The 26,425-nt window shown below is 37.6% G+C and carries 24 protein-coding genes; 17 read left to right on the forward strand and 7 right to left on the reverse strand.

Annotated features, from left to right (window positions below; translation table 11 throughout):
• The first annotated feature begins 73 nt into the window (after positions 1–73).
• Complete coding sequence (locus IQ215_RS02915) at positions 74–1,702, forward strand: ABC transporter substrate-binding protein (protein WP_193799828.1); 1,629 nt, start codon at positions 74–76, stop codon at positions 1,700–1,702.
• A 257-nt stretch (positions 1,703–1,959) separates the two neighbouring features.
• Here IQ215_RS02915 and queG read toward each other — a convergent pair whose 3' ends face one another.
• Positions 1,960–2,904: a tRNA epoxyqueuosine(34) reductase QueG gene (queG, locus tag IQ215_RS02920; RefSeq protein WP_193799829.1), complete on the reverse strand. Its 945-nt coding sequence runs from the start codon at positions 2,902–2,904 to the stop codon at positions 1,960–1,962.
• Between the two features lie 184 nt (positions 2,905–3,088).
• On the opposite strand from queG, the gene IQ215_RS02925 reads away from it, so the two are divergent.
• From IQ215_RS02925 to IQ215_RS02940, 4 genes are all read left to right on the forward strand, one after another.
• The gene (locus IQ215_RS02925) at positions 3,089–4,075 is read left to right on the forward strand and encodes a methyltransferase domain-containing protein (RefSeq protein ID WP_193799830.1); all 987 of its coding nucleotides are present in this window, start codon (positions 3,089–3,091) and stop codon (positions 4,073–4,075) included.
• 180 nt (positions 4,076–4,255) lie between these two features.
• Positions 4,256–5,434 (forward strand): FAD-dependent monooxygenase, encoded by a 1,179-nt coding sequence (locus tag IQ215_RS02930; RefSeq protein WP_193799831.1) that lies wholly within the window; start codon positions 4,256–4,258, stop codon positions 5,432–5,434.
• A gap of 98 nt (positions 5,435–5,532) precedes the next feature.
• Complete coding sequence (locus IQ215_RS02935) at positions 5,533–6,135, forward strand: IS607 family transposase (protein WP_193799832.1); 603 nt, start codon at positions 5,533–5,535, stop codon at positions 6,133–6,135.
• Positions 6,116–7,306: an RNA-guided endonuclease InsQ/TnpB family protein gene (locus IQ215_RS02940; protein WP_193799833.1), complete on the forward strand. Its 1,191-nt coding sequence runs from the start codon at positions 6,116–6,118 to the stop codon at positions 7,304–7,306. The genes IQ215_RS02935 and IQ215_RS02940 overlap by 20 nt, the downstream gene beginning before the upstream one ends.
• A gap of 42 nt (positions 7,307–7,348) precedes the next feature.
• Here the strand turns inward: IQ215_RS02940 and IQ215_RS02945 are convergent, their stop codons facing one another.
• From IQ215_RS02945 to psbX, 3 genes are all read right to left on the reverse strand, one after another.
• Entirely contained in the window at positions 7,349–7,834 is a 486-nt protein-coding gene (locus IQ215_RS02945; protein ID WP_193799905.1) for a TolB family protein, read from the reverse strand.
• Positions 7,835–7,902: 68 nt separating this feature from the next.
• Positions 7,903–8,748, reverse strand: a complete 846-nt coding sequence (locus tag IQ215_RS02950) for a Ycf66 family protein (protein ID WP_193799906.1) — start codon at positions 8,746–8,748, stop codon at positions 7,903–7,905.
• Positions 8,749–8,929: 181 nt separating this feature from the next.
• Positions 8,930–9,046 (reverse strand): photosystem II reaction center X protein, encoded by a 117-nt coding sequence (gene psbX, locus IQ215_RS02955; RefSeq protein ID WP_193799834.1) that lies wholly within the window; start codon positions 9,044–9,046, stop codon positions 8,930–8,932.
• Between the two features lie 94 nt (positions 9,047–9,140).
• Between psbX and IQ215_RS02960 the strand changes: the two genes are divergently transcribed.
• The 5 genes from IQ215_RS02960 (at position 9,141) to IQ215_RS02980 (ending at position 14,109) form a co-directional block, all read left to right on the forward strand.
• On the forward strand, positions 9,141–9,428 hold the full coding sequence (locus IQ215_RS02960; RefSeq protein WP_193799835.1) for a YggT family protein: 288 nt from the start codon (positions 9,141–9,143) through the stop codon (positions 9,426–9,428).
• A 231-nt stretch (positions 9,429–9,659) separates the two neighbouring features.
• Positions 9,660–10,016 (forward strand): dihydroneopterin aldolase, encoded by a 357-nt coding sequence (gene folB, locus IQ215_RS02965; RefSeq protein WP_193799836.1) that lies wholly within the window; start codon positions 9,660–9,662, stop codon positions 10,014–10,016.
• Between the two features lie 392 nt (positions 10,017–10,408).
• Positions 10,409–10,618 (forward strand): hypothetical protein, encoded by a 210-nt coding sequence (locus IQ215_RS02970; protein ID WP_193799837.1) that lies wholly within the window; start codon positions 10,409–10,411, stop codon positions 10,616–10,618.
• A gap of 123 nt (positions 10,619–10,741) precedes the next feature.
• Positions 10,742–12,490: an arginine--tRNA ligase gene (gene argS, locus IQ215_RS02975; protein WP_193799838.1), complete on the forward strand. Its 1,749-nt coding sequence runs from the start codon at positions 10,742–10,744 to the stop codon at positions 12,488–12,490.
• Positions 12,491–12,819: 329 nt separating this feature from the next.
• Positions 12,820–14,109: an ArnT family glycosyltransferase gene (locus IQ215_RS02980; RefSeq protein ID WP_193799839.1), complete on the forward strand. Its 1,290-nt coding sequence runs from the start codon at positions 12,820–12,822 to the stop codon at positions 14,107–14,109.
• Between the two features lie 259 nt (positions 14,110–14,368).
• On the opposite strand, the gene IQ215_RS02985 is transcribed toward IQ215_RS02980, so the two are convergent.
• The gene (locus IQ215_RS02985; protein ID WP_193799840.1) at positions 14,369–15,292 is read right to left on the reverse strand and encodes a hypothetical protein; all 924 of its coding nucleotides are present in this window, start codon (positions 15,290–15,292) and stop codon (positions 14,369–14,371) included.
• Positions 15,293–15,298: 6 nt separating this feature from the next.
• Here IQ215_RS02985 and IQ215_RS02990 point away from each other — a divergent pair, with 6 nt between their 5' ends.
• The 4 genes from IQ215_RS02990 to lepA all read left to right on the forward strand — a co-directional run bounded on the left by IQ215_RS02990 (position 15,299) and on the right by lepA (position 19,218).
• Positions 15,299–15,856 carry a DUF721 domain-containing protein gene (locus IQ215_RS02990; RefSeq protein WP_193799841.1) on the forward strand — a complete coding sequence of 186 codons (558 nt, stop codon included), beginning with the start codon at positions 15,299–15,301 and terminating at the stop codon, positions 15,854–15,856.
• Between the two features lie 139 nt (positions 15,857–15,995).
• Positions 15,996–16,241, forward strand: coding sequence for a photosystem I iron-sulfur center protein PsaC (gene psaC / locus IQ215_RS02995; protein ID WP_012307203.1), 246 nt, complete (start codon positions 15,996–15,998; stop codon positions 16,239–16,241).
• Between the two features lie 224 nt (positions 16,242–16,465).
• Entirely contained in the window at positions 16,466–16,855 is a 390-nt protein-coding gene (locus IQ215_RS03000; protein WP_015223961.1) for a RidA family protein, read from the forward strand.
• Between the two features lie 554 nt (positions 16,856–17,409).
• The gene (gene lepA, locus IQ215_RS03005; protein WP_193799842.1) at positions 17,410–19,218 is read left to right on the forward strand and encodes a translation elongation factor 4; all 1,809 of its coding nucleotides are present in this window, start codon (positions 17,410–17,412) and stop codon (positions 19,216–19,218) included.
• A 180-nt stretch (positions 19,219–19,398) separates the two neighbouring features.
• Here the strand turns inward: lepA and IQ215_RS03010 are convergent, their stop codons facing one another.
• The gene (locus tag IQ215_RS03010; RefSeq protein ID WP_193799843.1) at positions 19,399–20,712 is read right to left on the reverse strand and encodes an ABC transporter substrate-binding protein; all 1,314 of its coding nucleotides are present in this window, start codon (positions 20,710–20,712) and stop codon (positions 19,399–19,401) included.
• 355 nt (positions 20,713–21,067) lie between these two features.
• On the opposite strand from IQ215_RS03010, the gene accD reads away from it, so the two are divergent.
• The 3 genes from accD (at position 21,068) to IQ215_RS03025 (ending at position 25,509) form a co-directional block, all read left to right on the forward strand.
• Positions 21,068–22,000, forward strand: coding sequence for an acetyl-CoA carboxylase, carboxyltransferase subunit beta (gene accD, locus IQ215_RS03015; protein WP_193799844.1), 933 nt, complete (start codon positions 21,068–21,070; stop codon positions 21,998–22,000).
• Between the two features lie 87 nt (positions 22,001–22,087).
• On the forward strand, positions 22,088–23,260 hold the full coding sequence (locus IQ215_RS03020; RefSeq protein ID WP_193799845.1) for a glycoside hydrolase family 10 protein: 1,173 nt from the start codon (positions 22,088–22,090) through the stop codon (positions 23,258–23,260).
• 443 nt (positions 23,261–23,703) lie between these two features.
• The gene (locus IQ215_RS03025) at positions 23,704–25,509 is read left to right on the forward strand and encodes an SLC13 family permease (RefSeq protein ID WP_193799846.1); all 1,806 of its coding nucleotides are present in this window, start codon (positions 23,704–23,706) and stop codon (positions 25,507–25,509) included.
• A 16-nt stretch (positions 25,510–25,525) separates the two neighbouring features.
• Here the strand turns inward: IQ215_RS03025 and IQ215_RS03030 are convergent, their stop codons facing one another.
• Positions 25,526–26,287: a S1 family peptidase gene (locus IQ215_RS03030; protein WP_241735238.1), complete on the reverse strand. Its 762-nt coding sequence runs from the start codon at positions 26,285–26,287 to the stop codon at positions 25,526–25,528.
• Between the last annotated feature and the right edge of the window lie 138 nt (positions 26,288–26,425).

Below are 26,425 nucleotides of genomic sequence, written 5' to 3' on the forward strand. Positions count from 1 at the left end.
AAATATATGATTAATATTTCCCAGTAATGGGGCAATAATCTATTAAGTTTTAATTTTTTATGGAATCAACAAAATGAAGCAAATTTTCAAAAAATTTAAATATTTAATTCTTGGGGTTATTTGTTGCGGTTTAATTGTGGCTTGTAACAATACTGCCACGGTGAATAATAATGTCGATAATCAGACCGAAAATAATGGCAGAATTAGTTTTGGTACTACCTTAAGAGCCAGAACTTTAGATCCTGCGGATAGTTATGATTTGGCAGGAATGAACCTTATCTATAATGTGGGGGAAAGTCTCTACACTTATGATGTGGGTACAACGGATTTAGTGCCACTTTTGGCAACGGAAATGCCTACGGTGAGTGATGATGGTTTGGTTTATACTATTCCCCTACGACAAGGGGTTAAGTTCCATGATGGCACTGATTTTAATGGGGAGGCAATGAAGTTTTCTTTGGATAGATTTATGGAAAATGGGGGTAAACCTTCTTTTTTATTGACTGATATTATTGAGGAGGTTGCAACTACCGATGAGTATGAGTTACAAATTAGATTGAAACAGCCTTTTTCTGCTTTTCCTGCTTTGTTGGCTTTTCCTGGGGCTTGTGCGGTTTCTCCCGCCTATTACACCATTGGAGAGGGGGAGTTTCAACCTAATGAGTTGGTGGCAACCGGGCCTTATCGTCTCACTTCTTTTAATAGTGATTCGGCAAGGTTAGACGTGTTTGAAGATTATTGGGGAGAGATGCCTAGTAATGAGGGCATTGATATGCAAATTTTTGCGGATAATTCGGCTAATCTTTATAACAGTTTTATTACTGGGGCGGTGGATGTGGCTTATCAGTCTTTTGCCCCTGAGCAAACCATTAGTTTATTGGAAGATGCCCAAGGTGGAGATTTTCAAGCCTTGGAGGGGCAAGGCACGGTTATTACTTATATGTCTTTGAATCGTAATCAACCTCCTTTGGATCAATTGGAAGTACGTCAGGCGATCGCCCTTATAATGAATCGGGAGTTAATGATGGAGAGGGTAACCCAGGGTTTGGCGGAGCCTCTTTATTCGATGATTCCGGGGGCGTTTGATGCTTATCAACCTGTGTTTGAGCAGATGTATCGAGATGATAATGCACAGTTAGCTAAGGAGTTGTTAACCCAAGCTGGTTTTTCGGCGGAAAATCCTGCCCAAATCGAAATTTGGTATCCTTCCACTTCTCGCCCTCGTACCGCTGTAGCTAATACCCTAAGGGCGATCGCCCAGCAACAGTTAGACGGTATCATTGAATTTCAGCCCCAAGGGGTGGAAAGTGCCACGGCATTTAGTAACCTCAGTCAAGGTACTTATCAAACCTTTTTGGGGGATTGGTATCCCGACTTTTTAGATCCTGATAATTATGTTCATCCTTTCCTCAGTTGCCCTGAAGGAAACCAAGAGGACGGTTGCATTGAAGGAGGCGCCCAAAATCAAGGATCTTTTTTCTATAATGAGCGAGTTAATGAGTTAATTAATAATGCTAGAAGTACAAATGATCCTAGTCAACGGGAACAGGATTTACGGGAAATTCAAGAAATTTTGGCTCAAGAAGTTCCTTATATTCCCATCTGGCAGACTAAAGAATATGCTTTTGCCCAAAACAATGTGGAAGGAGTTGCCATTAATCCGAGTCAGACTTTTCCTTTTTCTACCATTAGCAATCAATAATTAGGAATATCGTTAGCCGTGTAATTTATTTTACACGGTGGGGCAAAGATACAATCTATTTATAACTAATTTTCCGAACTTGATATTACACCAAATCAGATTTCTAAGGTTTACTATTATCCACCGTATAACAATTGATAATAAACAATTATTATCTGTTCCCTGTTCCCCACCCTAGTATATTATTGAAACAAGATTTATTTATATTTCAGTCAATGATTAGGCAACTTCTGATAATGGAGAATGAATAACTAACTTTACCCCTCATGATCACTACTCTCCAATTGGGCTTGGGCATTACGGCGCCACATGGCAGGTTTTATCCTTCTGAGGGCTGAGGCGGTCAATCTTTGATCCCATTGCTCCTCGGAGAGTTTGGCCAATTCCCTTAATTTTGGGTTGAGGTTTTCGGGGTAGGGGTTGAAATCTTCTACGTCCGTGGGTTGAGCAAATCTTTGATTCCATGGGCAAACATCTTGACATATATCACATCCTGCCACCCAATTATTAAGGTTAAGGGCGATCGCCCCAGGCAATTTTTCCGAGCGATTTTCAATGGTATGATAAGCGATACACCGATTTGCATCCACCACAAAAGGTTCTCTAATGGCATCCGTCGGACAAGCAGAAATACAACGGCTACAAGTACCACAATGATTAGTATGGGGTTTATCCACATCTAGGGGAATATTAACTAAAATTTCTGCCAAAAAAACCCAACTACCATAATTACGGGTAATCACATTACCATTTTTCGCAATCCAACCAATACCAGCCTTTTGCGCCCATACCTTATCTTGAATTGGGCCAGTATCCACATAATACCTCGCTTCAATATTCTTATCCTTGAACCACTGAGCAAAAATCTTTAACTTTTTCTGAATAATGCGATGATAATCCCTACCCCAACCATAACGGGAAATTTTGGCATCCTCTGGGTTGCCCGAACGTTCATGGGGAGTATAGTAATTGAGAGCCACGGAAATAACTGATTGTACCCCCGCCATACACTCCTTAATATTTTGCCTTTTAGGGTTGCTCATCCATGCCATATCAGCTTGATAACCTTTATCTAACCAATTTTGCAAATTATTAACAGCCCTTTGATGATAATCCCCTACTTCTTCTACCGATGCAATGCCCACTTCATGGAAGCCAATTTCTTTAGCTTTTTGTTTAACTTCTTCCGCTGTTAAATTCATGGAATATTTAGGGTAATAAGTAATCAGGAGATAAATTATTAATTACTTTCCTTTGAGCTTTATTTTCCAAGATCCATCGTTTATTGTCAATGGATTGGCTTTAAGGGAGCAGTGCTGAATCCTTGCAAAAAATGATATTATAAGAAAATTGTAAACAAATATTAAGGTTGAAAGGTTTATATTAATGTCTCTATATTACATATTAGGTGCGATCGCCCTGCTCTTAGTGGTAGGAATCGTAATTTATTTAGCAACCCCCCGCAGTTTTGAAACCCCCGACACCGTGGCTAACTCTTACGATGAATGGACCGATGACGGTATCTTAGAATTTTATTGGGGAGAACATATCCACCTAGGACATTACGGCTCACCACCAAGAAAAAAAGACTTTTTAGAAGCCAAAGCCGACTTTGTCCATGAAATGGTGAAATGGGGCGGTTTAGATAAATTACCCGAAGGCACAAAAGTGTTAGACGTAGGTTGTGGTATAGGTGGCAGTACCCGTATTTTGGCCAAAAGCTATGGTTTTGATGCCACAGGTATTACCATTAGCCCTAAACAGGTACAAAGAGCCACAGAATTAACCCCCGAAGGCGTTAGCGCTAAATTTCAGGTAGATAACGCCCTAGATTTGTCTTTCCCCGACAACAGTTTTGATGTGGTATGGTCCATCGAAGCAGGTCCCCATATGCCCGACAAGGCAAAATATGCTCAAGAAATGATGCGAGTGCTTAAGCCTGGTGGAACTTTAGTGGTGGCAGATTGGAACCAAAGAGACGATCGCCAAGTACCCCTCAACGGATGGGAAAAGGTGGTAATGCGTCAATTATTGGATCAATGGTCCCATCCTTCCTTCTCCAGCATCGAAGGCTTTTCTGAACAAATTGCCGAAACTGGTATGGTAGAAGGGGAAGTAATTAACGCTGATTGGACGCAAGAAACCCTACCTTCTTGGTTAGAGTCCATCTGGCAAGGCATTGTAAGACCTGAAGGTATTATCCGTTTTGGGGTTTCTGGTTTTATTAAGTCTTTGCGTGAAGTGCCTACCATGTTATTAATGCGTGTGGGTTTTGGAGCTGGTTTATGTCGTTTTGGGATGTTCAAAGCTATCAAGTCTGAAAATGTAGCTACTACCCAAGCCGGTACTACTTCCGAAACCGTCAACGCTTAAAATTTATTTTGTCCCCTAAATTCCCCAGTGACGGGGGACTTTTTTATAATTAACCTGAGTTCGGGATAAAATTTTTTGGAGTCTTCAGGGAATGGACACTATTGCAATAGGCTATGGGGAAGATACTATTATTATCAATTATCCATTCTTCATTATCAATTATCAATTATCTTCCAAACCATGTCAGAAAAAATCGCTATTATTGGGGCAGGAATCGGAGGTTTAACCCTCGCCCTCGCTTTAGAGAAAAAAGGGATAGACTTTCACTTATATGAACAAGCAAACTCCTTTGAGGCATTGGGTTATGGGTTGCAGTTAAGCCCCAATGTGGTGAGAATATTACAAGATTTGGGCATGGGTAAGGAATTAGAAGCTATATCCCATCGATGTTTAGGATTTGAGTTAAGATCTTTTGAGACCGATCGCACCTTAGCCCAATGGAAGTTGGATAGTGACACCCCTTATTATCAATGTCGTCGAGCTGACTTACATCAATTATTATACAATTCCCTACAAAATAAAAATAAAATCAGTTTTGCTCAAAAATTGCAATCCTATCAGGTAAAAGATGAGCAAATTACTTTAAATTTCCAAAACCAAGACTCTGTAAAAGTTTTCGCTCTCGTGGGAGCAGATGGAGTGCGATCGCACGTTAGAAAAACCCTTTTCCCCCAAGAAAAACCCCAATATGCAGGATATGCCGCCTATCGAGCCATATTACCCTTCAAAACAGAATATCACTCCCTCATGGACAAAGCCACCGTATGGATGGGAGAAAATCATCACGTCGTTGCCTACCCCAACGGCAATCAAAACCCTTGGTTAAACCTCGTTTTGGTGGTAAAAAATGCCCAATGGCAAGAGCAGGGGTGGACAATTCCTGCGGACAAACAAGAAATCGCTAAAAGTTTCCAAAACAAATCGAAATTACTAAACACTATTTTAACTGACTTGGTATCCAACCCCGAACCTTGCTACAAATGGGGTTTATTCGACCATCAACCCCTACCTTTTTGGACTCAGGGCAAAATTACCCTTTTAGGAGATTCTGCCCATCCTTTGCTACCTTTTCAGGCTCAAGGAGCGGCCATGGCCATGGAAGATGCTTATATATTAGCCCGATGTATTGACCAAAAAAACACCATCGAAGAAGCATTTATCAAATACCAAGACTTGAGGCTAAAACGTACCGCCAAAGTACAACAAACTTCCCGCAACAACGCCGATATTTTTCACGCTACGGGTATTAAAGCTATGGTGAGGGATATGGGTTTAGGCTTGATTTCTATGGTTAATGGACAATTACTTAATCAAAAAACCGCTTGGATTTATAATTATAATGCTCTCGATCTCTCCTAGGATAGAAAATTCATTGTTATTTGAAGGGCCGATAACAGTTAACAAAAATTTACTTAAATCTTCTTAAATCTACTCATTTATTGAGCTACATTCTAAGAATGAGTAAATTATCTATTTCTGAAGCGGCAAAACTAAAGGGTGTTAGCGTCTCAACTCTAAGAAGATGGGAAGCAGAGGGGATTTTGATTCCTGAACGTACTGCCAATGGTCATAGACGATATGACTTAAATCAACTTTTAGGTGTCAAAAAAGCACTATCTTTTACGATAGGTTATGCCCGTGTTTCTAGTCATGAGCAAAAAGATGATTTAGAACGACAAATCCAAGTTTTAGAATTATTTTCTGCCCAAAATGGTTGGCAAATTGAAATTATTAAAGATTTGGGTAGTGGTTTAAACTACTCTAAAAAAGGTCTCAAAAGATTAATAACTTTAATCACGAATAATCAAGTCGAAAGATTGGTTTTAACTCATAAAGATAGATTATTAAGATTTGGTAGTGAATTGGTTTTTAGTCTTTGTGAAATTTTTGGCACTGAAGTAGTTATAATTAATCGAACAGAAGATTCTTCTTTTGAAGAAGATTTAGCGAATGATGTGTTAGAAATTATCACTGTTTTTAGTGCTAGGTTATATGGTTCAAGAAGTCATAAAAATCGTAAGTTAGTGGAGGAATTAAGAGATGCCACTCGTCAGCTTTAAGACTGAATTAAAACCTAATAACAAACAAAAAATTCTCTTTGCTAAACACGCTGGGGTGGCACGTCATGCCTATAATTGGGGTCTTGCCACTTGTTTTCAAGCATTAGAAAAAGGAGAGAAATTACTTACAGCTATTGATTTACATAAACGATTGGTTGCGGAGGTAAAAAGTAAATACGAATGGTATTATGAGGTTTCAAAATGTAGCCCTCAACAAGCCTTGAGAAATCTGTCCACTGCCTTTAAAAACTGGTGGGTTCATAAGTATACTAAAAAACCAAGATTTAAGAAAAAAGGACACCATGATAGTTTCTATTTAGATGGTTCAATTAAAATTAGTGGTAATCGTTTTAGACTACCAAGAATAGGATGGGTTAATGTTCATGAAAATTTACCTTGTGTTACTCCTAAAAATGTCACAATTTCTCGTCATGCAGATAGATGGTTTATCTCTTTTAAATACGAGTTAGATAAGCAAAATACTCCCAAAATAAGAGAAAGAATAGGAGTAGATATTGGCATTAATTCTTTGGCAACTTGTAGTGATGGTACAGTAGTTAAAAATAGAAAAGCCTACCGTAAACATAAACGCAAATTAGCAAGATTGCAAAGAAATTTAGCTCGAAAACAAAAAGGAAGTAAAAATCGTAAAAAAGCTAAATTAAAATTGGCTAGACAACATAAAAAAGTAGTCCAAATAAGAAAAGATACTATTCATAAATTAACATCATGGTTAGCTAAAAACCACAGGGAAATTGTGATTGAGAATTTGAATGTGTCAGGAATGCTTAAAAATCATCGTCTTGCCAGTGCCATAGCGAATTGTGGCTTTTATGAATTTAGAAGACAGTTAGAATATAAAACAGAATGGTATGGGTCAAAATTAATCATTGCCCATAGATTTTACCCCTCATCTCAGTTATGTTCAAACTGTCAAAATAGACAAAAAATATCTCTTTCTAAAAGAGTTTATGAGTGTGAAAATTGTAGTCTAAAAATTGATCGTGATTTGAACGCTAGTATCAATTTGGAGTTATATCCAACTACCGATAGCTTGTCGGGAAGTAAAGCCTGTGGAGAATCAGACCAACTTAATAGCAAGTCTGTTAAGGATTCGGTGAAGCAGGAAGTGAACATCCATCCCATGAAGAGTGGGAACTTGACTAATTGATCAAGTTTGAGTAAGTTTCATAGAGCGGAATATGTGCCATAGCTACTGAGGTTGAGAAATTAAGCCATCAGGTTCATCTAATTCAATATTCGGACCTAAATCAATGACCTCTATATCCCATTGTCCCCTACGGGCAGTTTCAAAGATGATATAACGTCCATCGGGACTAATGCGAGGATTTCTTAACCAACTGCGATAACCTTGGGTAATTAGTTGATTTTGGCGGGTGGCTCGGTCGTAAAGGAAAATATCAGGACGCCCTTGAATACTAGAAAGATAAACCAGATAACGACCTGTTCTACTGATACTAGGACTATCGGCGATCGCACCGTCTTTGTTTAATCCAGGTAAATCCACAAGGGAGCGTTGTTGTAAATCAAACAGAAGAATTTCCCTGCGTCCATAACGATTAGAAACCATAGCTAACCAACGTCCATCCCCACTGATGGCAGGTTGTTCGTCATTGTAACGGCTATTGAGGGCATTGGAAACCACCGAAACACTACTAGAGCCACAACCACCCACCATCAAAGTAGAGCCTAGCAAAAATAAGATAGAAATTAGTTTCAAAGGACTAATCAAAACACAATTATGGGTTAATAGTCAAAATCAGGGGCATTAGAAGGACGATCATTGCGAGGGGTAGGAGGTTCATTGTCAGGTTGATTATCGTAATCATTATTACCATCAATGGGCTGATAATCTACATATTCACTACCCATGGAAGAAACCATGTCTTCGGGGGAGCGAGGACGACGAACAGGGGGTCTTCTGCTGGGGCGACGGCTAGATTCTGGGGGGGGAGATGAAGGGCGATCGCCCCTAGAAGTTCTAGGACTACGACGGGGAGGATTATCATCCCAATGGTCTGGGGTTTCATCCCAATCAGACTCATAACCCCTACTAGAAGGGGAGGAGGGACGGCGAGGACGGGAAATGTCATCTCCATATCCTTCGGTAGTTCGACGGGTTCTACGGCTGCGGGGGGGGTCTTCTACATAACTACTGCGACGACTAGAAGTCCTATCGGGACTACCTTCAAGACGACGACGGGGAATAATTTCCCGCTGCTCTTCTTCTTCCTCATAGGAATCATATTGATCCAATTCCGCACGATATACCCGGCTCACGGGGCGATCGTCTTCCACATAAGAACTACTGCGCTTAGCTTGATCATTGGTAGCCCCCCGTAAACGAATGGTTTCAATGGCAAAAAAGATCGCCGAACCAGCTAATAACAATTGACTAAACTGCAGAATCGGATCTAATCGCCATCCATGCCATAACAAAATACCACCGCACAACAAACCCACCGCCGCAAAGAAAATATCATGATCCCTTGAGATTTCGGGACGGAGCGATCGCATCAAATACAATCCACCCCCCGCCACCGCCAAAAATATACCTAAAATACTGGCAGAATTAAGACCAAAATTCACCATACCCAAAATATTCGGGGATGTAAAAATAAAATTAACCATCACTAAAAAATTGCTTTGCTATCTTTTTTCTATCTTAACCAGATTCACCCATCAGATTAAATAACATCTCAATCCCATCGTCAAAAACTATTTAACCACAAATAAAAAAGAGGGGTTGAAAGGCAACCCCCCAAAGTGTTAACTAACGGCGAATTTTATCAGCCTGGCTAACGAGGATTAAACCAACCGTTGCGGGGATTACAACAATTGCACCACCCCATACCAAGCTCCAGAGAAAATTAGATAAAGAAGGAGTCATAAATTTTTTATACTGTGTATTTTCTAAAATATGGTCTAATCCATTTTACCTTAGAATAGAAATGAATTTAAGCAAAAATAAACTATCTTAACCGATGAATTTAGCCCTCATTAGCACCATAGTATTAGGTATATTGTTATTAATCATGACCCTTCTATTCATATTCCGTATTGTCATGACATGGTATCCCAACATTGATGTTAATAAATTTCCCTACAAAATTGCTTATCTACCCACAGAACCATTTTTAATTCCCACTCGTAAAGTTATTCCTCCCCTCGGTGGTATTGATATTACTCCCATTATCTGGTTGGGCATTTTTACCCTTCTCCGTGAAGTTTTATTGGGCCAACAGGGGATTATCACCATGGCAATGCGTTAATTAACCATAGACAACTATTTTCTTATTTCTGGCGTTGGTGAATTAAGGTATGATTTTTAGTTTAGTTTGGCCATAGGGAATGGGCAATGGACAATAGTAATAATAGTTTTAATACTATACATTTACTTTAATTTAATAATGTTTCATACTCAAAATCAGCAATGCCTTATTTCTTCTTGCTTAACTTGTATCATAGATAACAGAATATCAAATTAACAACTATAAAGATTAATGGATTCCATCGACGTAAATGGCATTCGTGCCTATGGTTACACAGGTTTATTACCAGAAGAAAGAACATTGGGACAATGGTTTGAGGTAGATTTAACCATTTGGCTTGATTTAGAGCCATCGGCGAAAAGTGATGACATCACAAAAACCGTGGATTATCGTCAAGCCATAACCATGATTCAACATATTATTAAAACAGCAAAATTTGCCCTTGTTGAAAAGTTAGCCGATGTGATTGCTGAAGATGTTTTAAAAATAGACTTGGTTAACAAAGTGAGGGTAAGATTATCAAAACCAGCGCCCCCTATTCCTGATTTTAGTGGCTCTATTACTATAGATATTACCAGAAGTCAATAGGCTTTGCAAAAATTAACCTGTTTGTCAACTATTACTACAATTTTTTGAGGTCATATTTCGGCAAAATCTTCGTCTTAAAAAGTTTATCGTCTTCTAGCTCTATTTTACTCTTATTTTCTCCATGATATAAACCCCTTGAAAAATGGTCAAATTAGTAAGTATAAGCTAGAAGGCTATTTTTTCTGATGACTAGATTATGAATGATGGGTGAACTTTATTAGGGATAACCGTAGTCAAAATATTCTACTAGGATGGATATGAGACTATAAAAAATTCGTCGCCATAAATTAGCGATAAAAGTAATTATCAATTACTCGTCATCCATGGTTTATCAATATAGTCATTTTATTTGCTATGAATAGTTCCCTAACTATTGTCTAACGGAGGTTTATATGGTGTACCGTTTCAAAAATATTAGCATTGCTTTATGGCAATATCTCAATCAACCTTTATTTTGTCATGATGCCCAGCAGTCAGTGTGGAAACCGAGTCGATTTTGGTATCTTTATAAGATTAAATTTTTAGAAGCCTGTTTACGCAAGGAATTTGTCACCCAAGCCCATAATCCTTTTGGCCATGATGAGTTTAGGGCGGGAAATTAACCAAGGGGATTTGTTTTGGAGTAGATGAATAATTGACAATTAACCATTGAGCATTAACAATTAACAATGCACTATCCAGTTTATATGCTCCAAAATAATTTTATTTATCTTAATTAAAATCCGATGATTGATAATCTTAGACAAGTTTTTGCCACTGCCCTTAAACAAACCTTTGGTGATGATGTTACTTTAGTCGAACCTTTAGTTGTACCTGCTACTAACCCTCGCTTTGGTGATTATCAGTGTAATGTGGCGCTTCCCCTTGCCAAAGAATTGAAAGATAATCCAAGGGCGATCGCCCAGCGTATAATTGGCAATATAAACTTAGATGAATTTTGTCAACCCCTAGAAATAGCTGGGCCTGGATTTATAAATATCACCATCAAACCCGAATACATTGCCAAAAAAATTACCTCAGCCTATCAAGATGAGCGTTTGGGGGTAACAAAAATAGAGTCAGAGGGCAAAACCATCATTGACTTTTCTAGCCCTAACATCGCCAAAGAAATGCACGTAGGACATTTACGCTCAACCATTATTGGTGATAGTATTGCTCGGATTTTAGAATTTAGGGGTCATGATGTCCTAAGATTAAATCATGTGGGTGATTGGGGTACTCAATTTGGAATGTTAATTGCTTTTTTGCGAGAGGAAAAACCCGAGGTATTAACTACCGCAAATGCCGTTGCCATTGGTGATTTAGTTAGTCTATATAAACAGGCAAAATTAAAATTTGATCAAGATTTAGAGTTTAAAGAAAAAGCTCGTCAAGAGGTAGTAAAACTACAAAGCAAAGATCCTGAAAGCATCAAGGCATGGCAACTTTTGTGCGAACAATCAAGGAAAGAGTTTGAGGTTATTTATAATCTTTTAGACATAAAATTAATCGAAAGAGGAGAATCTTTTTATAATCCCTTTTTACCAGAAATTATAGATGTTTTAGACCAACAAAATTTATTGGTAGAAGATCAAGGGGCAAAGTGTGTATTTCTCGATAATTTTGTTAATAAAAAAGGAGATCCTTTGCCTCTAATTGTGCAAAAGTCCGATGGGGGTTATAACTATGCTACCACTGATTTAGCTTGTTTAAAATATCGTATCGAACAAGATGAAGCAACTAAAATTATTTATGTCACGGATGCAGGACAAAGTAATCATTTTACTCAAGTTTTTCAAGTAGCAAAAAAGGCTAACTTTGTTCCCGAAAATGTTGAGCTAACCCATGTTCCTTTTGGGTTAGTTTTAGCAGAAGATGGTAAAAAAATCAAGACTAGATCTGGGGAAACTATTAGGTTAAAAGACTTATTAGATGAAGCTATTAATCGAGCTAAAAAAGACTTAGAAAACCGTCTCGAAAGTGAGGGAAGAAATGAAGATGAAAGTTTTATTAATCATGTTAGTCAAGTGGTGGGCTTGAGTGCTGTAAAATATGCTGATTTAAGTCAAAATCGAACTACTGATTATAAATTTAGTTTTGATAAAATGTTGGCTTTACAGGGTAATACTGCTCCTTATTTGCTGTATGCTTATGTTAGGGTGCAAGGGGTTAGCCGTAAGGGTAATATAGATTTAGACAATCTAATTATTGATCAACCAATTATCATTGAGGAAGATAGTGAGTTAGTTTTGGCAAAACATTTGCTACAACTAGATTATGTTATCAAAGAAGTGGAGAAGGATTTATTACCTAATAGACTTTGTTTATACTTATTTGAATTAAGTCAAAAGTTTAATCAATTTTATGATCAATGTCCTATTTTACAGGCTGAAGAAAAGGTTAAATTGTCCCGTTTAATTTTAGCTGATTTGACGGCGAAAACAATACAATTAGGTTTATCTTTACTGGGGATTTCAGTATTGGAAAGAATGTAGGTTTAATAATTGAGAATTAATAATGGAGAATTGATTATTAATGGTTTTAGGTTATTTTGTGGTAGCTAATAACTTTATTCTTATGGGATTTTTTTTAGCGAGAATTCATCGTTAATTAGAGGCAGAATAAGTACAAAAAAATTATAGCAAGGGGTTTTAGTCCCCTTGTTTTGTTTTATTGGTTGATGTAATTTACATAGGTTTTGAAATGAAATAATATTTGAATCTGTGTTAGGCTAGGGGGTGTTAAGAATATTTTGTAAAAGACAAACAATTGTTTTTTAATTATTCTGTAATTTTATTAATAGTAATTATAATTATATTTTTCGATGTTTTTAGGCGGAATTTTTCGCTATAAATTTGGCTCAATATACTATAAACAAGAATTATTAATTATTTCTTTTTTATTTTTAGGAGCTTTTTTTTTATGTACTGTTAATCTTGGTAATTTGCCATTTTATGATGGTAGAGAATACTTTTTTGCGGAAATTTCTAGTAAAATTAATCATTCTTTTTCAGATGACTTTAATTGGTTATTTCCCCATTATTCCGAGAGTCTTTATGAGGTGAAACCTCCTTTGATGCACATATTAACTGCTTTGGCTTATGATATGTGGGGTTTCAATGAGTTTGCTACGCGCATTTTTGGGGCTACGTTAACGGCGTTGTCTGTGCCTTTGATTTACTGTTTAGCTAGGGAGTTATTTCCCATTCGCTTTTATGCTTTATTTGGGGCGTTGGTTTATCTTACTTCTACCCCCATTATGTTTTATGGGCGTTTGGCAATGTTTGATGGGGCGAGGTTATGTTTTGAAATTTTTTTCTTTCTATCTATTCTTATTTCCCGTCGTGATTTGCGTTGGGCTTTGCCGGTGGGGATTAGTTTAACTTTGATTTGTCTTGGCTTAGGCTGGGATATTGCTATGATGTTAGGGGCGATCGCCCTTATTTTTTTATGGTATGATACACCAAGATTATTAACCTCTACTTATTTTTGGCTAGGAATAATATTGGGCATCATCCCCGCTGTGTTGTGGTATGGAGGAGAATATTTACATACGAAGGTGGATAATTATCCTCTCATTAATATTGAATTGCCTACAGTGGATATATTATATTATTCCCAATATTCTATTGTTAATGTTTTAAGTAATTTTTCCTCTTGGGTTTTAATTGGTTGTTTTGGATTTATTTCCGCCCTAAAAAATAAAAATTATAGTTGGGGAAAGTTATGTTTAATTTGGTTTTTTATATCTTTAATTATAACTTTATTATTAAATCCAACCCATCATTATATTAGTTTACTTTCATTATACATTCCCATGGCGATCGCCTGTGGCTATACTTTAGGAGAAATGATGATAAAACCTCCATGGATAACCTATCCAAAATCATGGGGCTACTTTTTTTGTATTCTGAGTTTTATTACCTTAGGAATTGCCCTATTTTATTTGATTCAATTTAACCATTGGCATGGCTCTTTATTTTCCGTTTTAACTTCTTACTTTGTATGTTTTTTCAGCACTTTTATTCTCATTCATCAACAAAACGAATACTTTATCTTTATCCTTTTTTGGGGAAAATATATAAGTTTAATCTTATTATTTAACCTTCACTAAAAAATAATAATTTTGGTGTTGGTGAATTAAGGTATAACCTATAGTTTAGTTAGGGAATAGGCAATGGTAAAAATAGTTTTAATATTAAATATTTGAAGTAATTCAATAATGTTTCATATTTAAAATCAGCAACGCCACGATTTTCAAACCAAGGGAAAAAATTAGGTTGTACAACATACGATATGAAATATCATTGAGCCATCCTCAAATATCATCACTTTGAATCCTGCTTCTACAAAAAATATCCTTAGCCTAACTATTACCTAGTAGCAATGACATTAACAGCTAACTGTTGAGTTTGTTGAATTTGTTGTGCCTGTTGTTGTGCCAAAGAATTATTATCAAAAACCCCCAATTGAATTTTGATTTCTTGATTAACATTAGTAACCACCGCACTGGGTATCTTTTCGCGCACCCTAGCAAAATGTTCTGGGCTTTTATAATCAGTAATAAGATGATATTGGGGAGAATTTCCACCCACCATGTCACCCTGTGGCATATTAACAGGAGATAAATTTTCACCGTTAGATTCTGCTAAATACATCACAGCCTCACTAAGAAGGGCTGTTTTTAGATTGGGATAAAGATTATTATCTTCATTTTGATTATTAACATTACTTTGAGCATTGTTTCCATTCTCGTTAGGGGGTAAGGGAGAAGGTAAATCAGGGGGAGATGGTAACTCAAAACTAACTTCCTCTTGAGGGGTAGAATTAGTCGATGTTTCTTCCCCACTAGATACGACGGGTAAATTATTTTCAGGGGTTTGATTATTAGTCGATTCCTCCACCAAAGAATTATTATTTTCAACCATATCGGTTTGAGAAGAATTTAAATCCCAATTGATAAAAACTAAAGCGTTGGTAGCAATAAAAATGATTAAGCCAAACATAGCCCAAGGGGTGAAAATAATCTCCTTGAGACTGTATTTATCAGGGATAATGCGCGAGGCAACGGGAATATTATCGTCTTCTTCCTCTGGGGGGGGAGAAGAAACATAGTGATAGTCGATGGGTTGCTTTGGTAAGTCATGGGGTATGGGAGATGATTCCACTACCGCCAAAGATTCCACTTTTTTTTGTTGGGATTCTTCAAATTGTTGAAGTTCAAAACTTAAGTCAAAATCGATGTTTTTTAGGGTAAGTTGAACAAGGGGATGTATGGATGTTTCTTTCTCGCTCATAAACTCATGACTTTTGAATCAATTGATAAGTTATTAAATGCCATTTTAGCTCAACCTCAGTGGGAAACCCAAAGAAGATACCAGCAACTGGTAAGATGTTGGTTTACGGTAGTTAATCATAGGGTAGCACAACACACCAAACCGATCGCCCTTAGGGATGACATTTTATGGGTATCCACTTCTAGTAGTGCCTATGCGCAAAACTTATCCTTACAAAGATATACGTTACTCAAAAAGATTAACCGTCGTTTAAATGAGTCTATCAAAGATATACGCTTTACCACTACTAAATGGTATCAAAAAAGTTGGGTTGATCCCGAAGAAGAAACCCATTTGGTAAATCCTAGCATTCTCCATGACCAATACCAACCCCCCGAAAAATCTTCTCCCGTTACCCCCCAAGAAGCCCTAGAACAGTGGTTAAACAAAATTAAAGGGCGATCGCACTCTTTACCCCCTTGTCCTCGCTGTCAAACACCTACTCCCCTAGGAGAGCTAGAGCGATGGGGCATCTGTGGAATCTGCTTCGCCAAAGACCATAGTAGCTTGAATCCCCGAGAATGAAAAGAAAAAATAAAAATTGTTACAGAGTTTAAAGTTATATATCAGAAAAGGTAGCCTAGAGCCTATACTGCGATAAAGTAAAGCTGAAATTGAGAAATCATTAATAAAAAACAAAACTCGGTAAGGAGCATCTTTTTTTATGTCTCATAGTGTAAAAATTTACGACACCTGTATTGGCTGTACTCAATGTGTTCGGGCTTGTCCTCTCGATGTATTAGAAATGGTACCTTGGGATGGTTGTAAAGCAGGACAAATTGCCTCCTCCCCTCGTACTGAGGACTGTGTGGGCTGTAAACGTTGTGAAACTGCTTGTCCTACGGACTTCTTAAGTATCCGTGTTTATTTAGGTGCTGAAACTACCCGCAGTATGGGTCTAGCGTATTAATATATTTTTATATCCTAGGTTAGTGGTAAAAGTGTTAGGTATTTTAGGGCAATAGGCAATGGGCAATGGTTTTTCCTAAAATTTTGTAATTGAGAAAAATTAAACCTGTACGGACGTACCATGGTACGTACCCTACCACCTAACCACCCTGACTAACAATCAACAAAAGTTCATAGCACTACAATAACTGGTATAATTAGCTTTGCTCATCTTATTTCGATACAATGACCAGCAAAAAAGTTATTTATACCAATCAAGCCCCTGCCCCTGTCGGCCCTTATAACCAGGCGATCGCAGTTACCGGTGAATTAATCTTTGTAGCAGGACAAATTCCCCTCAATGCCCAAGGAGAAATGGTAGGAGAAGGGGATATACAAGCCCAAACCAAGCAAGTCATGGCAAATTTAGAAGCTATCCTTAAAGAAGCAGGGGTGGACTTTTCCGCGGTCGTCAAAACCAGTGTTTTCCTCAGTGACTTAACCAACTTTGTTCCCATGAACGAAATTTATGCCCAATACTTCCCCGAAAATCCCCCTGCCCGTGCCTGTGTAGAAGTTGCCCGTCTTCCCAAGGATGTTTTAGTGGAAATCGAATGTATTGCGGTTAAGGGATAATAGGACGTTGCTGATTTTAAATATTATTTCTGATTTAGGCAGGGAATAGGGAACAGGGAATGGGCAACGGTGATAATATTTTCGCCAAAAGTTCTGGATTTAGCATTGGTGCAATATGTTAGCAAAAAATGATCGCATCAGATTACAGCACATGTTAGATGCAAGTCTTAAAGCAACTTCTTTTATCGAGGGAAAGACAAACTCAGACTTAGATAATATTAAAACTATGGCGTTGGTGAATTAAGGTATGATTTCTTGTTGAGGAAGGGAACAGGGAACGGGGAATAGGGAACAGTTATAATATTTAGAAGTCTTAGTTTTTTGTGTAATTCAATAATGTTTCATACTCAAAATCAGCAATGCCAAAACTATTATTACTATTGCCTATTGCCCATTGCCTATTGCCGAACTAAACCAAAAATCATATCCTACTTCACCAACGCCGAATGAGCCTAATTGTTAATTCCTCACACAGTCAGAGCAAAATGATATTAAAATAAATGAAGAAATATTAAAACTCAATCTTTCTAAAAACTAATATCGATATAACAGCTATGACAGACGCTCCCGTAAAACGACTGCGCAACTTTTCTATTATTGCCCATATTGACCATGGTAAGTCAACATTGGCAGACCGTATGTTACAAACTACCGATACGGTAGCAGATCGGGAGATGAAAGAGCAATTTCTCGATAACATGGATTTAGAAAGGGAAAGAGGTATTACCATCAAACTCCAAGCCGCCCGTATGAATTACAAGGGTAAGGATGGGGAAGAGTATGTTTTAAATTTAATTGATACCCCCGGACACGTGGACTTTTCCTATGAGGTTTCCCGCTCTTTGGCGGCCTGTGAGGGGGCTTTGTTGGTGGTGGATGCTTCCCAAGGGGTGGAGGCACAAACCCTTGCTAATGTCTATTTAGCCCTTGAGAATGACTTAGAAATTATCCCCGTACTCAATAAAATCGATTTACCGGGGGCTGAACCTGAACGAGTCATTGAGGAAATAGAAGAAGTTGTGGGCTTAGATTGTACTAATATTATTCGGGCTTCGGCTAAAAATGGTATTGGTATTGATGATATTTTACAGGCAATTATTGATCGTGTTCCCCCCCCAGCAGACACCGTAGAGAAGCCTTTTCGAGCTTTGATTTTCGATAGTTATTATGACCCTTATCGGGGGGTAATTGTTTATTTCCGTGTCACTGATGGTTCTCTCAAAAAGGGCGATCGCATCTTACTCATGGCATCGGGAAAACAGTATGACTTAGATGATATTGGTATTTTATCCCCCAACCAAATCCCCGTGGATGAACTTCACGCAGGGGAAGTGGGTTATCTCGCCGCCTCCATCAAAGCCGTGGAAGACGCTAGGGTAGGGGATACCATCACCCTCGCCACCAAACCCGCCAAAGAACCCTTACCGGGCTATACAGAGGCTAAACCCATGGTATTCTGTGGGCTTTTTCCCATCGATGCCGATCAATATTCAGATCTCAAAGAAGCCCTCGAAAAACTAAAATTAAACGATGCCGCCCTTTCCTATGAACCTGAAACCTCCAGCGCCATGGGCTTTGGTTTCCGTTGTGGTTTCCTTGGTTTGTTGCACATGGAAATCGTCCAAGAAAGATTGGAAAGAGAATATAATTTAGATCTGATTACCACCGCGCCTTCGGTAATTTACCGTGTTACCACCACCGACGGGGAGATAATCCAAGTGGATAATCCCAGTTTATTACCAGATCCCCAAAAACGCCAAAAAATCGAAGAGCCTTATATCAGGATTGAAATGATTACCCCTGAAACCTATGTGGGTACTTTGATGGATTTGTGTCAAACCAGAAGGGGGGTATTTGTGGATATGAAATACTTTACCCTTAACCGTACTAATTTAATCTATGAATTACCCCTAGCAGAAGTGGTAACGGACTTTTTCGATCAATTAAAGTCCCGTTCTCGGGGTTATGCCAGTATGGAATATCAGTTAATTGGTTATCGAGAAAATAATTTAATTCGCTTAGATATTATGGTAAATAAAGATCCTGTGGATGCTTTAGCCATGATTGTCCACCGAGATAAAGCCTATCAGGTTGGACGAGCTTTGACGGAAAAACTTAAAGAATTGATTCCTCGTCACCAATTTAAAGTGCCTATTCAAGCGGCGATCGGTTCAAAAGTTATTGCTAGTGAACATATTCCAGCCCTTAGAAAAGACGTTTTAGCCAAGTGTTATGGGGGGGATATTAGTCGTAAGAAAAAACTCCTCCAAAAACAAGCAAAAGGTAAAAAGCGGATGAAGTCTTTAGGTACTGTGGATGTACCCCAAGAGGCTTTTATGGCTGTTTTGAAGATTACCAATTAGGAAATAGGGAATGGGGAATAGGCAATAGTTTCCCCATTTTTTATGGTGTTGACGTAAGACTCCCATTAAATAACGAGAAGGAGTAGAGTTACCGTAGGTGACGGCTAACTATGGTTCGTTCAATAAATTGAACTAAGATATTGATATTACTAATTTGTCAGTGATCAAGCAGACTTGATATTACATATTATCCCATTGTGCTTGGGCATCATCGAGCGCTTGTTGGACGGTTTTTTCCCCTAACATCGCTGATTGTAAATTCTCATAGATAATTTTTTTCAACTCATTAATATTGGGAGATGGAGGAATTAAAACTTCCGCCGAATCTAGTTGCATGGCGCTTATTTTTCTTGCTTCCAAGAGGGTGTTTTGCTCTGATTCTTGCTCTAGGTTTTCGATGTAAGAGGCGATCGCCCTTGTATGAGAAGGTAATACATTGGCTTCTTGGGCAAAATTAAGCTGATTCTCACTATTAGTAACAAACAAAGCATAATCAATAGCCTTCTGAGGATTATCACTACTGCGAGGAATTACCAAATTCATCACCGAAACACTACGCTTACCCGTTTCCCCAGTAATCTGAGGGGCAACCGCCGACTGGGCATACACCGTAGGTGCATTAGTGGCAATGGTGTTCAAGAATTCCGCTCCCGTGCCTAGAATTGCTGACTCCCCAGCTTGGTATAACTCCACCCCATGGCGATGCCCTTGAGTAAAAACTTCGGGGGGAAGTAAATCCCTTTGATATAAATCCACCCAATAGGAAAAAGCCCTTTCCCCTTCAGGAGTATTAAATGCCGCCTTACCTTCCCCATCCAACAAACTTACCCCCATTTGCACCAAAGAATTTAACACCTCATTAGAATCCGTTGGCACAAAAGTAATAAAAAAGGCATACTTACCCGTTTCATCCTTCACCCTCTGGGCAACTTGGGCCAACTCCTCAAAATTGGCAGGGGGATTTTCCACCCCAGCTTGTTGTAGTAAATCTTTGTTATATACCGTGACGGTGGTGGTTAAATACCAAGGAATACCAAAAATAGAAGTAGTACAATCATTTTCCGTGGCACAAATTTCGATTTGATTAGCCTCCCAAATTTTAGATAAATATTCCCCCCTCACATCCTCAGGAATTTCCTCCCCTAAATTTAACCAAGCATTACGAGAAGCTAACTGGGAAGCAAAATCAGGGTTAAGATTTACCACATCAGGGGCATTATTCGCCGAAACGGCCGTTAAAATTCTGCTTTCCATGGCATCCCAAGGCACATCCACCCAAAGGATACTTGCTTCCTCATTCTCCCCTTGAAAAGTTTGATTAACATTCTCAAAATAAGGAGTAAACTTGGGTTGTAGTTGCATCGTCCAAAATTCTACTTGCCCTTCATTGGCAACGGGTTGTTGTCCACATCCTAATACCATGGCAGTTAATGCACCAACCATAACAGGATAACGAAAAACCTTAGTTTGTTTAAAAAATTTATTAATTATCATTGGGTTTCTTTGTGGCAAATTTTATATAACAATTTTCTGATTATGCCTTAAACAACTCTTGATTAACAATCAAAGGTGTTAGGGTGATGGATTATGGAAGGGTAAAGGTGATGGGGTATAAAACTTGATTTTGATTAAGGCTTTGGCAAATAAACTAGAAGTTTTGATTTAAAGGGGGGAATATATATTATTTGTCTCAAAAAATAGGTAAAAAACCGTTATTAATTATTTATGGTCAATTATCAACTAATACCATGACTTCATTTTGGGTTATCATCCGATTATTCCATTGACCATAGCTTTTCCTGAGATGATCTACGATATATTATTATATATTGTTATTATTTGTTGTTAAATGTCATTATTTGATTGGTTTGATAATTTGAGAAAATCCGAACCTGAAATAAAACCTCAACAGGAAAGAGAAATAGCGGACGGTTTATGGACGAAATGCCCTAGTTGTGGAGTTTTGACCTACACCAAAGATCTACAGGGCAATAATATGGTATGCTCGGAATGTGGTCATCATATGATGGTCAACAGTAATGAAAGAATTGAACAATTGGTTGATCCTGACACTTGGCAACCTTTAAATCATCATTTACAACCCACTGATCCTCTAAATTTTGTTGATCGTAAAGCCTATAAGGATCGTATCAAAGAATTACAACAAAAGGTTAATTTAAGTGACGCTGTGCAAACAGGAAAGGGCTTAATTGATGGTTTACCCTTTACCCTAGGGGTGATGGATTTCCGCTTTATGGGGGGTAGTATGGGTTCGGTGGTAGGGGAAAGATTGACTCGTTTGATTGAATATGCCACTGCTAATGGTTTACCTGTTATCATCATCTGTGCTTCTGGGGGCGCTAGGATGCAAGAGGGGATGTTGAGTTTGATGCAGATGGCGAAAATTTCGGGGGCGCTAGAACGTCATAAGGAGAAGAAGTTATTATATATTCCTATCCTGTCTCATCCTACCACGGGGGGAGTTACGGCTAGTTTTGCGATGTTAGGGGATTTGATTTTGGCTGAGCCGGGTGCTACCATTGGTTTTGCGGGAAGAAGGGTAATTGAGCAGACTTTACGGGAAAAGTTACCTGATGATTTCCAAACTTCTGAGTATTTATTAAAACATGGTTTTGTGGATGCCATTGTACCTCGTACACAGTTGAAAAAAACCCTTGCTAATTTAATTAGTCTTCATCAACCTTTTTATCCTGTTAATACTCCTACCCATTATGAAAATTCTACTGTTGCTGAAACTTTAAGCAATGTGAATGCTGTCTAACAAAATTCTTTTGCACCCTTGCGAGATATAATCAGCTTTTGAACAGGCTAAAAGCAAATTATCCCGAGAATAAAAAATAAGCATACAATGCCTAAAAAAGGTTTAATTGTCCATTTTCCATTGTCCATTGTCCATTGTCTTCTGTTTTTGTGTGCGGTGTGGCTTACGGTGACTATGCCTTGGGGGGTTTCTTCTCAGCCTATTTCTGGGGATGAAATTCGGGGGGTGTGGTTGACTAATGTTGATAGTGATGTTTTGTTTAGTCGTGAAAATACCCAAGGTGCGATCGCACTTTTGGCGGATGCTAAATTTAATACGGTTTATCCCACCGTTTGGAATTGGGGTTATACCCTCTATCCTAGCCAAGTTAACCAGGAAGCCACGGGAGTAAGATTAGATCCTACGGAGGGGTTACAAAACCGAGATGTATTACAGGAAATTATTGAAGAAGGACATAAACGGAATTTACGGGTAATTCCTTGGTTTGAGTTTGGCTTTATGGCGCCTGCGGATTCTTTCCTTGCCCAAAAACATCCCCAGTGGATTACCAGACGCATTGATAAAAGTGAGATATGGTTGGAGGGGGGAATCCATGAGAGGGTATGGTTAAATCCCCTTAATCCTGAAGTACAAGGGTTTATCACTGATTTGGTGTTGGAAATTGTCCGTAATTATGACATTGATGGTATCCAATTTGATGATCATTTTGGTTATCCTTCTGAATTGGGTTATGATCCTTATACGGTGAGGTTATATCGTCAAGAACATGATGGCCAGTTGCCCCCTCCTAATGCCTTAAATGGGGAATGGATACAATGGCGCGCGGATAAAATTACTCAATATCTGGCTACTCTCCATCAACAAATTAAGGCGATTAAACCAGAAATAGTTATTTCGATTTCTCCTAATCCCCAAGAGTTTTCCCTCGAACAATATTTATTGGATTGGGCAAAATGGCAAAAAATGGGTTTAATAGATGAGTTATTATTACAGGTTTATCGAGATAATATGATCGCTTTCAACCGAGAAATTGCCCAAGAAGACATCCGAAATGCTAAAAATAAGATCCCCAGTGCGATCGCTATTTTAAGTGGCTTAAAGGGGCGACAAGTACCATTGGAGATGATAAAACAACAAGTCCATCGTACCCGTGCAGAAAATTATGGGGGAGTTTCTTTCTTTTTCTATGAAAGTTTATGGAATTTTGGGCCAGAATCGAAGGAGGAAAGAATTAACTTTTTTAAAGATATATTTTCTTAAGGCAAATATATGAACAAATAAGTCATTTATATTAGTTAATTAGATATAGTTTTACTTTATAAAGACAGTAAAAAATATTGTTTATTTATTTGGCGAAAATTAAGCTAATAGATATTAAATAGTTTTATTATTACCCTTAATTTAAGTCAATTTTTATTACTAAATAATACTAGCTATATAATTCATTCCACAATAATAAAAATCGTAGGATATTATTTTTGTAAAAATATTGAGATTTGATAGCGTTTCATTCTAATATTGATTAACTATAAATAATAACTTAAACCTAACCATCGAAGTCTATTTATATTTGCATTCTAATAAGAGAATAACCATTTAATAATTACATATTATTTTTTATATAACTATTTAAACACAAGAAATATCATCATCTAAAATCTGATTTATAACATCTAAAATCAATTTATTTAAACTTACTTAAAATGCCCGAAATATCACCCATATTCCTAACTATTACCATTTTAATTTTAACCCTAGCCGCTTTTATTGGTGAGTGGTTACCCGTAGATTTAACAGCCCTTTCCGTTGCCATTGTATTAATGTTATTAGGGTTAGTATCTCCCGAAGAAGGAATATCAGGATTTGGCAATTCTGCCACTATTACGGTGATGGCGATGTTTATTTTAAGTGCAGGGATTACGAAAACAGGAATTTTAAATATAGTCAGAGATTGGCTAATAAAATGGGGAGGAAATCATCCTTCTAGGCAAATTTTTGTAATGGGTTCTATTGTCGGTTCTATTAGTGCTTTTATTAATAATACCGCAGTAGTGGCAATTTTTTTACCAATAATTGAGCAGTGGAGTAAACAAACAAAAGTATCTATTTCCAAACTTTTAATACCCCTTTCTTTTTCGACCATTTTAGGTGGTTTAATTACTTTAATTGGTACTTCTACTAATATTTTAGCCAGTGGTGTAGCAGTACAATTAGGTTATCCTGAATTTACCATTTTTCAGTTCACAAAGTTAGGTTTACCCGTATTTATTATTGGTTTAGCTTATCTTAGTTTTTTTGCTCCTAAAATTTTACCTGCCCGTAAACCTCCGGGGGGAGAGTCTTTGAGTGAAGATTATGAAATCAAGGAATATGTTAGTGAGATGATTATTCCTCCTAATTCTAGTTTAATTGGGCAAACTTTACGCAGTAGTCAAATTCAAAGAAAATTTGATTTAGATGTGTTGGAAATTATTAGAAATGACACTCATTTTGCCCCTCCTTTAGCGGATAAAGTTTTATCGGTGGGCGATATTTTGTTGGTAAGAAGTAGTCGTACTAATTTACTTAATATTAAAGATGAAAGGGGAGTAGAAATTCTAGCTGATTTTAAATTTAGTTCGAGCAATTTAGAGGATGATGATTCTATTCAAGAAGAAAAAATTGCGGAGGTTTTAATCTTATCAAATTCTCGTTTGATTGGTACTACTTTAAAGGATTTAAGATTTAGACAACGTTATAATGGCACTGTTTTAGCTATTAGGAGAGGGCAAGAATTAATTAGGGAAAGATTGGGCAAAACACCCCTTAAATTTGGTGATTTATTATTAATTCAAGCCCCTAAAGAAAGTTTTATCGGTTTACAAACCACGAGGGAATTATTAGTTTTGGAGGAAAAGGATAGGGAAGGTTTGCGCACGGATAAGGCTAATATTGCGCTTACAATTATTATAGGGGTAATTGCGATCGCCGGGTTTAACTTAGCACCCATCCTCGTTACTAGCTTAACGGGGGTAGTATTAATGGTAATTACAGGTTGTCTCAAGCCGGGAGAAATCTATGGCGCGGTGCGCTGGGATATTATTTTCTTACTCGCAGGGTTGATTCCTTTGGGTATTGCCATGGATAATTCTGGCACTAATGAATGGTTAGCGGATAATCTATTAATTATCGGTGGTAATTTACCGGGCTATTGGATTTTAGTTTTATTTTATCTGGCTACTTGTTTATTAACGGAGGTATTATCCAATAATGCGGCGGTGGTGTTGATGATTCCCATTGCGGTGAAGGTTGCGGAAATTGTCGGTTTAAATCCCCTTGCTTTTATGTATGCGGTTACTTTTGCTGCTTCTAATAGTTATCTCGCGCCCATTGGTTATCAAACTAACACCATGGTTTATGCGCCAGGGGGTTACAAGTTTTTGGATTATACCCGTGTGGGTTTACCTTTAACTATTTGTTTTACTTTTTTAGTTCCCCTTTTAATCATTAAGTTGTATGGTATTAATTAGGGTTTGATAAGAAGTGTTATGGTGAGAGGTACTGGGAATCAGATATAAATAATCTAATGGATTTTATTGGAATACCCCAACTCATTTGACTCATTTTATCCCAAGAAAAGTCGTCAATTTCTGCACCATTTTGATATACGTAAGGGTTACCGATGGCGGGATATTTTCCTAATCCGTTAATACCTACTAATTCTCCCTGAATGTTTAAAATTGCCCCTCCACTCATACCATTATATATCTCGTTGGTATAACCAAATTGATAACCACCTTTGAGGGGTTGGGGTAAGATTAGTTTAATTTTTCCTAGGGTATGTTTGATGTCTGTGGATTGTATTCCTTTTTCGTCAAAGGGAAATCCACTAGCGATGATTGATTGATTTTGACTAATATTTTCATTTTGACTTAATGTAACTGGTTGATAGTTGGTAGTAGAGGTAAATTTTAGTAAGGCTAAGTCATCGACGATGGAGTTTTGATTATTTTGGGCAATAATTTGGGCTGGATAAGTATTTCCTTCGGGTGTTTTTATTTGATAAAGAATGGTGATGTCTTCTACGACATGGTTATTGGTAATGACATAATAGTTATTATTTTCTTTATTGATTAAGACTCCTGAACCGCCTGTGTTCATGTTATTGTTTCTAGGAGATATGGTGAAGGTTACTGACTGGGCTATTTTTTTTATTTCTTCTTGTTGTGATTGTTGGTATGTGTTTTGGGCAATTAGTCTCGATTGTAAGTATAGATAGCCTGTGAGGGAAATAAATATAATAGACAAAAGTAGTGAGTAGTTTTTTAGGTTTATTTTTTTGCTGTGAGTTTTCCTTGTCATGGGAAATCAAAGGTTTATCTTATGGTTTTTGGTGGTTGTTTTACTTCCTAAGGGTTTTGGTGATGGTGGCGTAATAATTTTGGA

Source organism: Cyanobacterium stanieri LEGE 03274 (genome assembly GCF_015207825.1).
Taxonomy (GTDB): Bacteria; Cyanobacteriota; Cyanobacteriia; order Cyanobacteriales; family Cyanobacteriaceae; genus Cyanobacterium; species Cyanobacterium stanieri_B.

Excerpts from the sequence above, each read along its gene's own strand:
- IQ215_RS02915 (WP_193799828.1), top strand. The coding sequence starts at position 74 with ATGAAGCAAATTTTCAAAAAATTTAAATATTTAATTCTTGGGGTTATT.
- queG (WP_193799829.1), bottom strand. The coding sequence starts at position 2,904 with ATGAATTTAACAGCGGAAGAAGTTAAACAAAAAGCTAAAGAAATTGGC.
- IQ215_RS02925 (WP_193799830.1), top strand. The coding sequence starts at position 3,089 with ATGTCTCTATATTACATATTAGGTGCGATCGCCCTGCTCTTAGTGGTA.
- IQ215_RS02930 (WP_193799831.1), top strand. The coding sequence starts at position 4,256 with ATGTCAGAAAAAATCGCTATTATTGGGGCAGGAATCGGAGGTTTAACC.
- IQ215_RS02935 (WP_193799832.1), top strand. The coding sequence starts at position 5,533 with ATGAGTAAATTATCTATTTCTGAAGCGGCAAAACTAAAGGGTGTTAGC.
- IQ215_RS02940 (WP_193799833.1), top strand. The coding sequence starts at position 6,116 with ATGCCACTCGTCAGCTTTAAGACTGAATTAAAACCTAATAACAAACAA.
- IQ215_RS02945 (WP_193799905.1), bottom strand. The coding sequence starts at position 7,834 with ATGGTGGGTGGTTGTGGCTCTAGTAGTGTTTCGGTGGTTTCCAATGCC.
- IQ215_RS02950 (WP_193799906.1), bottom strand. The coding sequence starts at position 8,748 with ATGGTGAATTTTGGTCTTAATTCTGCCAGTATTTTAGGTATATTTTTG.
- psbX (WP_193799834.1), bottom strand. The coding sequence starts at position 9,046 with ATGACTCCTTCTTTATCTAATTTTCTCTGGAGCTTGGTATGGGGTGGT.
- IQ215_RS02960 (WP_193799835.1), top strand. The coding sequence starts at position 9,141 with ATGAATTTAGCCCTCATTAGCACCATAGTATTAGGTATATTGTTATTA.
- folB (WP_193799836.1), top strand. The coding sequence starts at position 9,660 with ATGGATTCCATCGACGTAAATGGCATTCGTGCCTATGGTTACACAGGT.
- IQ215_RS02970 (WP_193799837.1), top strand. The coding sequence starts at position 10,409 with ATGGTGTACCGTTTCAAAAATATTAGCATTGCTTTATGGCAATATCTC.
- argS (WP_193799838.1), top strand. The coding sequence starts at position 10,742 with ATGATTGATAATCTTAGACAAGTTTTTGCCACTGCCCTTAAACAAACC.
- IQ215_RS02980 (WP_193799839.1), top strand. The coding sequence starts at position 12,820 with ATGTTTTTAGGCGGAATTTTTCGCTATAAATTTGGCTCAATATACTAT.
- IQ215_RS02985 (WP_193799840.1), bottom strand. The coding sequence starts at position 15,292 with ATGAGCGAGAAAGAAACATCCATACATCCCCTTGTTCAACTTACCCTA.
- IQ215_RS02990 (WP_193799841.1), top strand. The coding sequence starts at position 15,299 with ATGACTTTTGAATCAATTGATAAGTTATTAAATGCCATTTTAGCTCAA.
- psaC (WP_012307203.1), top strand. The coding sequence starts at position 15,996 with ATGTCTCATAGTGTAAAAATTTACGACACCTGTATTGGCTGTACTCAA.
- IQ215_RS03000 (WP_015223961.1), top strand. The coding sequence starts at position 16,466 with ATGACCAGCAAAAAAGTTATTTATACCAATCAAGCCCCTGCCCCTGTC.
- lepA (WP_193799842.1), top strand. The coding sequence starts at position 17,410 with ATGACAGACGCTCCCGTAAAACGACTGCGCAACTTTTCTATTATTGCC.
- IQ215_RS03010 (WP_193799843.1), bottom strand. The coding sequence starts at position 20,712 with ATGATAATTAATAAATTTTTTAAACAAACTAAGGTTTTTCGTTATCCT.
- accD (WP_193799844.1), top strand. The coding sequence starts at position 21,068 with ATGTCATTATTTGATTGGTTTGATAATTTGAGAAAATCCGAACCTGAA.
- IQ215_RS03020 (WP_193799845.1), top strand. The coding sequence starts at position 22,088 with ATGCCTAAAAAAGGTTTAATTGTCCATTTTCCATTGTCCATTGTCCAT.
- IQ215_RS03025 (WP_193799846.1), top strand. The coding sequence starts at position 23,704 with ATGCCCGAAATATCACCCATATTCCTAACTATTACCATTTTAATTTTA.